The 8520-nt window shown below is 35.7% G+C and carries 6 protein-coding genes and 2 pseudogenes; 7 read left to right on the top strand and 1 reads right to left on the bottom strand.

Annotated elements, in window-relative coordinates; all coding sequences use genetic code 11:
• Positions 1-114: 114 nt before the first annotated feature.
• The 7 genes and pseudogenes from AC3B6G_RS06400 to AC3B6G_RS06370 form a co-directional block, all read left to right on the top strand.
• Positions 115-1473: pseudogene (locus AC3B6G_RS06400) on the top strand (aldehyde dehydrogenase family protein); the annotation flags it as partial.
• Between the two features lie 162 nt (positions 1474-1635).
• Positions 1636-2928, top strand: coding sequence for a phosphopyruvate hydratase (gene eno / locus AC3B6G_RS06395; RefSeq protein ID WP_489849587.1), 1293 nt, complete (start codon positions 1636-1638; stop codon positions 2926-2928).
• 150 nt (positions 2929-3078) lie between these two features.
• Positions 3079-4443, top strand: a complete 1365-nt coding sequence (locus tag AC3B6G_RS06390) for an FAD-dependent oxidoreductase (RefSeq protein WP_489849586.1) — start codon at positions 3079-3081, stop codon at positions 4441-4443.
• A gap of 147 nt (positions 4444-4590) precedes the next feature.
• A complete protein-coding gene (locus tag AC3B6G_RS06385) occupies positions 4591-5931 on the top strand; it encodes an FAD-dependent oxidoreductase (protein WP_489849585.1) in 1341 nt (446 codons plus the stop codon).
• A gap of 94 nt (positions 5932-6025) precedes the next feature.
• A complete protein-coding gene (locus tag AC3B6G_RS06380; RefSeq protein WP_489849584.1) occupies positions 6026-6493 on the top strand; it encodes a glutathione peroxidase in 468 nt (155 codons plus the stop codon).
• Between the two features lie 3 nt (positions 6494-6496).
• Complete coding sequence (locus AC3B6G_RS06375) at positions 6497-7054, top strand: metal-dependent hydrolase (RefSeq protein ID WP_489849583.1); 558 nt, start codon at positions 6497-6499, stop codon at positions 7052-7054.
• Between the two features lie 12 nt (positions 7055-7066).
• Positions 7067-7438: an HIT family protein gene (locus AC3B6G_RS06370; protein WP_489849582.1), complete on the top strand. Its 372-nt coding sequence runs from the start codon at positions 7067-7069 to the stop codon at positions 7436-7438.
• A 55-nt stretch (positions 7439-7493) separates the two neighbouring features.
• Here the strand turns inward: AC3B6G_RS06370 and AC3B6G_RS06365 are convergent.
• A pseudogene (locus AC3B6G_RS06365) lies at positions 7494-8372 on the bottom strand (aldo/keto reductase); the annotation flags it as partial.
• Between the last annotated feature and the right edge of the window lie 148 nt (positions 8373-8520).

The following is an 8520-nucleotide window of genomic DNA, read 5'->3' as shown; positions in this document are numbered from 1 at the left end:
TTTTGACGAATTGTTTAAGTTGTTTTTTATTCAATAATAAACATTGATTTTTAGAATAAAAAATGTAAAAATGAATACAAATTGTGAAAGCAGTAACAATTATTAGCAAGAGGAGTGATTATATTGATAGAAAACGAAATTGACAAGATGGTTAAAAAAGCAAATATCGCTGAAAGTAAAATGCAAAGTTTCACTCAAGAACAAGTTGATAAAATTGCATTTGCAATGGTTGATGCCGGAATCAAGGCTAGCACTAAATTAGGAACTGATGCTTATGAGGAAACCGGTCGTGGTGTTGCTAAGGATAAAGCAACTAAGAATTTATTTGCGACGAAGGCTGTTTGGAAAAAAATTAAAGACGATAAAACAGTTGGTATTGTCTCTGATGATAAAAAAGCAGGGCTAATTAAAGTTGCTGAACCATTAGGAGTATTAGCTGGAATTGTGCCAGTTACTAATCCAACATCTACAACAATGTTTAAAGCTATTTTAGCAATGAAAACTAGAAATGCGATTGTTTTCAGTTTTCATCCTCAAGCTATGAATTGTTCTATTGAAGCAGCTAAAATAGTTAAAGAGGCAGCAGTTAACGCCGGTGCGCCCGAAGATGCAATTCAATGGATTACCAAGTGCAGTATTGAAGCTACTGATGATTTAATTAATAACCCTGGAATTGCATGTACATTAGCTACTGGTGGTCCAGGAATGGTTCAAGCCGCTTATTCATCTGGTAAGCCAGCATTAGGAGTTGGACCTGGTAATGGTCCTGTTTATATCGAAAAAACAGCTAATATTGATAACGCCGTTAATGATTTATACTTATCGAAAACCTTTGATAATGGAATGATTTGTGCAACAGAAAACAGTGCTGTCATTGATGCTCCAATCTATGATGAAGTAAAAGCAGCGTTAGAGAAAAAGCATTTTTACTTCGTTCCTGAAGATGAAAAGCAAAAACTATCAGATGCAATGTTCGATAGTAAACGATTAAGTGTTAAGGGCCCTATTGCTGGTGCCAGTGCTGTTAAAATTGCTAAGATGGCAGATATCGATGTCCCTGAAGATACTAAAGTACTTGCTGTTGAAATGGAAGGAATCGGTCCTAAGCATCCCCTATCAGGAGAAAAGCTTTCTCCTGTTCTTACTGTCTACAAGGCTAGGGATCATAATGACGCTTTTGAAATCGTAAATAAACTTCTTCACTACGGCGGCTTAGGTCATACTGCTGGAATTCAAAGTAATGATAAAGATTTAATTATTAAGTATGGAATGTTTGAAAAAGCAACTAGAATCCTTGTTAATTCTCCAGCTGGTCTAGGTGGTGTTGGTGGTATTTATAACAACATGCAACCATCACTAACATTAGGAACTGGTTCATGGGGAAAGAACTCGATCGATCATAATTTGGGAACTAGAGATTTATTGAACATTAAAACGATTGCAATGCGCAGAGACAATACTCAATGGATGGAATAAATAAAAAAGGGCTAGACTTATCTAGCTCTTTTTTAATATGTGTACCTAATATAAGTTATATCCTTTGACTTATTTAATTTAAATTACTATGATGAAAATGTAATAAAAATTAAATTAGAAATGGCCTGCATAATGACCTTGATGAAAGGAAATGATTTTATGCGTATTAATGAAGTATATATTGACCGTGTTAAAGCTCGTGAAGTATTCGATTCACGTGGAAACCCAACTGTTGAAGCAGATGTTATCTTAACTGATGGAACTCTTGGCCGTGCTGAAGTTCCTTCTGGTGCTTCTACTGGTGAACACGAAGCCGTTGAATTACGTGACGGTGGTAAGAGATTACAAGGTAAGGGTGTCTTAAAGGCTGTTGACAATGTCAACACTAAGATTAATGATGCCTTACATGGTGTTGATCCTTTTGACCAACGTAACGTTGATAAGATTATGATCGACTTAGATGGTACTCCTAACAAAGCTAAGTTAGGTGCTAATGCCATCTTGGGTGTTTCAATGGCCACTGTTAGAGCAGCTGCTGCTTACTTTAACGAACCTGTATATCGTTACTTAGGTGGAGTTGATCTTGAATTACCACAATCATTCCATAATGTTATTAATGGTGGTGAACATGCCGATAACGATATTGACGCCCAAGAATTCATGATCACTCCATTAAAGAAGACTTCATTCCGTGATGGAATCAATAAGATTGCTGACGTATACCATACCTTAAAGAAGGTTCTTGAAAAAGAAGGCTTCGAAACTGGTGTTGGTGATGAAGGTGGTTTTGCTCCTAACATGAAACACACTGAAGATGCTGTTAAGGCATTATACAAGGCCATCGAAGAAGCTGGCTACAAGCCTGGTGAAGATATTGGTATCGCGATTGACTTTGCTTCATCATACTTCTTTGATAAGGATAGCGGTAACTACAACTTTGAAGGTTCTACTTACAATGCTAAGGAATGGGCTAACTTTGTTGATGATTTTGTCACTAAATATCCTGCTATCATGTCAGTTGAAGACCCAATGGACGAAAATTCATGGGATGACTTCGCTGCTATCACTAAACAAATTGGTAATAAGGTCCAAATCGTTGATGATGATTTGATCGTTACCAACCCTAAGTTTATTCGTAAGGCTATTAAGATGGGTGCTGGAAATACCTTATTGATCAAGCTTAATCAAATTGGTACTGTTTCCGAAACCCTTGAAGCTGTTCGTCTAGCTCGTAAGAACAACTTTAAGACCATGATTAGTCACCGTTCTGGTGAAACTGGTGATACCTTCGTTGCTGACTTTGCTGTTGCTGTCGACGGTGGTGAACTTAAAGCTGGAGCAATGGCTCGTTCTGAACGAGTTGAAAAGTACAATGATATCCTTAGAATTGAAGAAGCTGGTCATGGCTTAATTCCAGTTGCTCATTATCCTAACGATGTTGATCAAGACTAATTAAAAATATTAAAAGCACTCTCCTTATTGGAAGTGCTTTTTTATTGCAAAGAAATTGTTAAGTATACGACTTAAAATTTGCTTTATGTAATTTTGTTTTGTATAATAAATACTACTTAATAATAATTATAAAAAGGACGGGATTAAATAATGAAATATATCGTAATTGGTTCTTCTCATGGTGGTTTTGAATCTGTACAACAAATTTTGCTCAGTGATCCTAAAGCTGAAATTCAATGGTACGAAAAAGGTGATTTCATTTCATTCTTATCTTGTGGAATGGAATTATACTTACAAGGTGTCGTAAAACATGTTAATGATGTTAGTTATGCTAAACAAGATGACATGGAAGAAAAAGGTGTGGATGTTTTCGTCCAACAAGAAGTTTCTAAAATCGACCCAGCTAACCACTCTGTTCATGTTATTGATCATAATGATGGTAGTGAACGTGATGAAAGCTATGATAAATTAATTATGAGTCCTGGTGCTGTGCCAAATGCACTTCCAATCAAAAACGGTGATTTAGATAACATTTACTTTATGCGTGGCCGTGATTGGGCAATGAAATTAAAGGAAGCTACTGTTAATCCCGATATTCATAACGTTGTTGTTATTGGTTCCGGATACATTGGTCTTGAAGCAGCAGAAGTATTTGCTGAAGCTGGAATGAAAGTTACCATTGTTGAACATAATCAACGAATGTTAGGTGTTTACCTTGATAAAGAATTCACTGGTATTTTAACTGATGAAGTTAATAAACATGGTGTTGACTTTGTTGGTGGTGAAGTTGTAAGTAGTTTTGTGGGCGCTGATGGTAAAGTTGTTGCTGCCATTACCGATAAAGGAACTGAAATTCCAGCTGATTTAGTTGTTGAGTCTGCTGGAATCAAACCTAATACGAAATGGCTTGAAGGCGTTGTTGATTTAGATGACCATGGTTTGATCAAGATCAACGATAAAATGGAAACTAGTGCTAAGGATGTTTATGCTGTTGGGGATGCTACTTTAATTCCATTTGCTCCTACTGATGGTCATGCATACATTGCTTTAGCATCTAACGCTCGTCGTCAAGGCCGGACTGCTGGACTTAATGCTACGGGTCATCCAACGAACATGACTCCTGTATCTGGTTCTAGTGCTTTAACTGTATTTGATTACAAGTTTGCTTCCACTGGTATTAAAGAAGGTACAGCTAGTCGCTTTGGAGCTAAGGTTCAGTCAACAATGACAGTTGACTTCTTCCGACCACCATTTGTACCAACTGATGCCGGAAATGCTAAGGTCTACTTTAAGTTAACTTATTCTCCTGATGATGGTCGCATTCTTGGAGCTCAAATCATGTCTACCCAAGATGCTACCCAAAATATCAATACGATTTCACTTGCTATTCAAGCTAAAATGACTGTTTATGATTTAGCTTATGCTGACTTCTTCTTCCAACCAGGTTTCGACCGTCCTTGGAACATCATGAACGTTTGTGCTCAACAAGCAGTTCGTGATTTAGAAAACAAATAATTAATTTTTACCAGCATCCCTTTATTGGGATGCTGGTTTTTTATTAATAAATAATATCGTAAGCTTAATTGATTGTACTTTTTTCACAAGGTGTATATAATTAAGATGTAAATATAAAATAGATAGGTTTAAAAGGGAGTTATCACTATGAAGGTTTTAGTTATCGGTTGTACTCACGCAGGTACTTTCGCTGTTAAAGAAATTTTAAAAGACCATCCCGATGCTGATGTGACTGTATATGAAAAAAATGATAATATTTCATTTCTTTCATGTGGAATTGCTTTATACTTAGATGGAAAAGTAAGAGATCCAAAAGGACTTTTCTATTCCAGTCCTGAAGATTTAGCAAAAGACGGTGCTCATGTCGAAATGAAACATGAAGTTAAATCTATCGACCATGATGCACACACGATCACAGTCGAAGATCTTGATACTAATAAAACGACTGAAGAACACTATGATAAGCTAATTATGACAACTGGTTCAAGTCCTGTTGTACCACCTATTAAGGGCGTTGATAATAAGAAGGTTTTCTTCTGTAAGAACTGGGCTGATGCTCAAAAGCTCTTTGCTGCTGCTAAGGATAACAAACGCATTGCTGTTATCGGTGGCGGATACATTGGAGCAGAATTAGTAGATTCTTATTCCAACCACGATCATGAAGTGACATTAGTTGATACTAATGATCGGGTTCTATCTAAATATTACAACACTGAATTCTCCGATAAAATCGAATCAATGTATAAACAACATGGTGTTAATCTTCGTTTAGGAGAAATGGTTTCCGAATTCAGTGGTGATGATGAATTGACAGTCACTACTGATAAGGGTTCATTTAAAGCTGACATGGCAATCCTTTGTGTTGGATTCCGTCCTAACACTGGTCTTTTGAAGGGTCAAGTTAAGATGGCTCCTAATGGTGCGATTTTAACCAATGACTACATGCAAACATCTGATCCTGATATCTTTGGTGCTGGTGATAGTGTTGCCGTTCATTATAATCCTACCCACACTGATGCTTATATTCCATTAGCAACTAATGCTGTTCGTCAAGGTATTTTGGTTGGTAAGAACTTGGTAGAACCAACCGTTAAGTACATGGGAACTCAATCATCATCCGGATTAATGTTGTATGGAACTACAATTGCTTCAACTGGATTGACGATGGCGATGGCTAAACATGATGGCGTTAAAGCACAAGAAGTTATCATCACAGATAACTACCGTCCTGAATTCATGCCCACTACGACGCCAGTATTAATGTCATTAGTATATGATCCTGATACTCGTCGAATTCTAGGTGGAGCATTAATGAGCAAGTATGATGTATCCCAATCCGCAAATACATTATCCGTATGTATTCAAAATAACAATACGATTGATGATTTAGCAATGGTTGATATGCTATTTCAACCATACTTTGATCGTCCATTCAATTATCTAAACATTTTAGGTCAAGCTGCGGTTAATCAAGCTGATAAAAAATAACTTTTTAATAACTCAATAAGAATAAGGGAATCACTTGCGATAGCAGGTCGATTCCCTTATTCTATACATAACAATATTAACGGAGGTTTAGCTAATGGAAAGTATTTACGATTTTCAGGTTACCGAAATGAATGGTGATACGATCAATTTTGAAAATTTTAAAGATAAGGTAATTTTAATCGTTAACACCGCAAGTAAATGTGGATTAGCAGGACAATTAAAAGACTTAGAAAGCCTATATGTAAAATACCATAGTAAAGGATTAGAAATAATCGGTTTTCCATCAAATCAATTCAAACAAGAATTAAAGGACGGTAGCGATATTACTGAATACTGTCAACTTCACTATGGAGTAACATTTCCAATGACTAAGACCGTAAAAGTTAATGGTGACGAGGCAACTCCTTTATTTAAATATTTAAAGATGATTTCACGTCGGGGCGCAATCAAATGGAACTATACTAAGTTCTTATTTGGAAGAGGTGGTCAATTTATCCATCGTTACGCTCCAATTACATCTCCTAAAAGAATTGAAAAAGAAATTGAGAAAGCTTTAAAGTGATCAATGGCATTACGAAAAACACATATTGTTGTGTCTGAATTAGTAATTACAACTGGAATCTATATCTGGCAACCTGTCGTACCAATTGAAATCGTTGGATTGATTGGTGGCTGGATTGGTGCCCAATTACCAGATGCTGATTTATCAAATACTCAAGCTAACCATTGGTTCGGACCCTTTGGGAAAATAATTTCTCTAATGAAACATCGGACTTGGACTCATAGTCTACTAGCAGTGATTTTCTTGTTGCTATTATCAATGTTTATCCCAGTCAGTCAATTACTTAACGCTAACAATAATAATATAAACTATGAACGGCTGTTATTTTTAATGATTACAGCAGGATTCTTTTTACACTTAGTTGAGGATAGTTTTTCTAATCATGGTGTTCCATGGCTATATCCATTTTATAATACTAAGAATAATGGCAGACACGCTAGACCAGCTTTCAGATTCTATTATCGAACTGGTGGAACCTTTGAAAAAGTGGTTTACATCTTATCGTACATTGGATTATGTATAATGCTGTTCTTGTTCTTTCAAAAAGCATATTTAGTTTAGGAGCATTTAAAAATGAAGAAAGAAAATTGTATCTTTTGTCATCAAGAAAAATTACACATTGTTTTATCTAATAAGCTAGCAGTTGCCTTTTTTGATATCCATCCAGTTAGCAAGGGACATTTATTAGTAATTCCGAACCAACATCGGCCAACCTATTTTGATTTAACAAATGATGAATTACTAGCAATGAATGATCTTTTACATCAGGGAAAGAAAATGCTAGATGATAAGTTTCATCCTGATGGATATAATATTGGGATTAACGTTGGTCATGATGCTGGACAAGAGATTATGCACTGTCATTTTCATTTGATTCCTAGATATCACGGGGATGTTCCAAATCCACTTGGTGGAATTAAAAATATGCTTCCAGAAGCAAAATAAAACACAAGCTCATAATAAAAATGAGCTTGTGTTTTATTTTAAGTTGAACTAGCAGTTATTTAAATGCTGCAAAAGCATCATCAATTTCTTTGTATTCAGCATCTGAAAGTTCTACTTCCATTGCTTTGGCATTACTTTCAACTTGTTCTGGTTTTTTGGCACCTGGAATAACAACAGAAATGTTAGGATTCTTGATGTACCATGCAATAACTAATTGAGCAACAGTAATGTTTTTCTTTTCAGCCATTGGCTTAATTGAATTAACCGCCTTAACAATCGTTTCAAAGCGTTCTCCTTCAAAATCGGGATTCCCATGACGAATATCGTTTTCTGGGAAAGTAACTTGTGTATCAGTATACTTACCGGTTAAAAGCCCAGAAGCTAATGGGAAGAATGGGACAAATGAAATTTTATGTTCTTTCAAATATGGGAATAGTTCTTTTTCAGCATCACGATGAACTAAACTGTATTGATCTTCAACAATATCAACTAGATTATCTTTGTTAGCTTCTTTTAGTTGATCCATTGAGAAGTTAGAAACTCCAATAGCTTTAATAATGCCATCTCGTTTCAATTCGTTTAAAGCGGCAACCGCCTTATCCTTAGGAGTTTTATCATCTGGAAAATGAATATAAAAAATATCGATATAGTTGGTTCCTAAACGTTTTAAGCTATCTTTAACAGCTTGTTTTAAGAACTCAGGATCATTATTAATCGTAACATTATCACCAGAAGTATCTTGAGCCCCCTTGGTTGCAACAACGATACTACCACGGTCATAGCCTTTGATTGCTTCCCCGACTAATTCTTCTGAGTGTCCCATTCCATAAGCAAAAGCAGTGTCTAATAACTTAATCCCAGAATTTAAACCAGTTTTTACAATTTGGATACCAGTTTGGTCATTCAAGTTTGGGAATAAGTTGGCAATACCTATTATCAGATTGACTCGTTACATCATACACTTAAGGGATGGGTCGTAAGTGGCTTAAGACTTCCTGAATTTACCAATTTGTAAAAATTTTCGTTCCTTTGACATGAAGGAATAATAAAGGCTCCTATAATTTATTTATATTGTAAAATAA

The sequence above is a fragment of the Nicoliella sp. ESL1149 genome, from assembly GCF_058107265.1.
The sequence above is the reverse complement of the archived record's forward strand: the minus strand, read 5'-3'. Positions and strand labels throughout refer to the sequence as shown.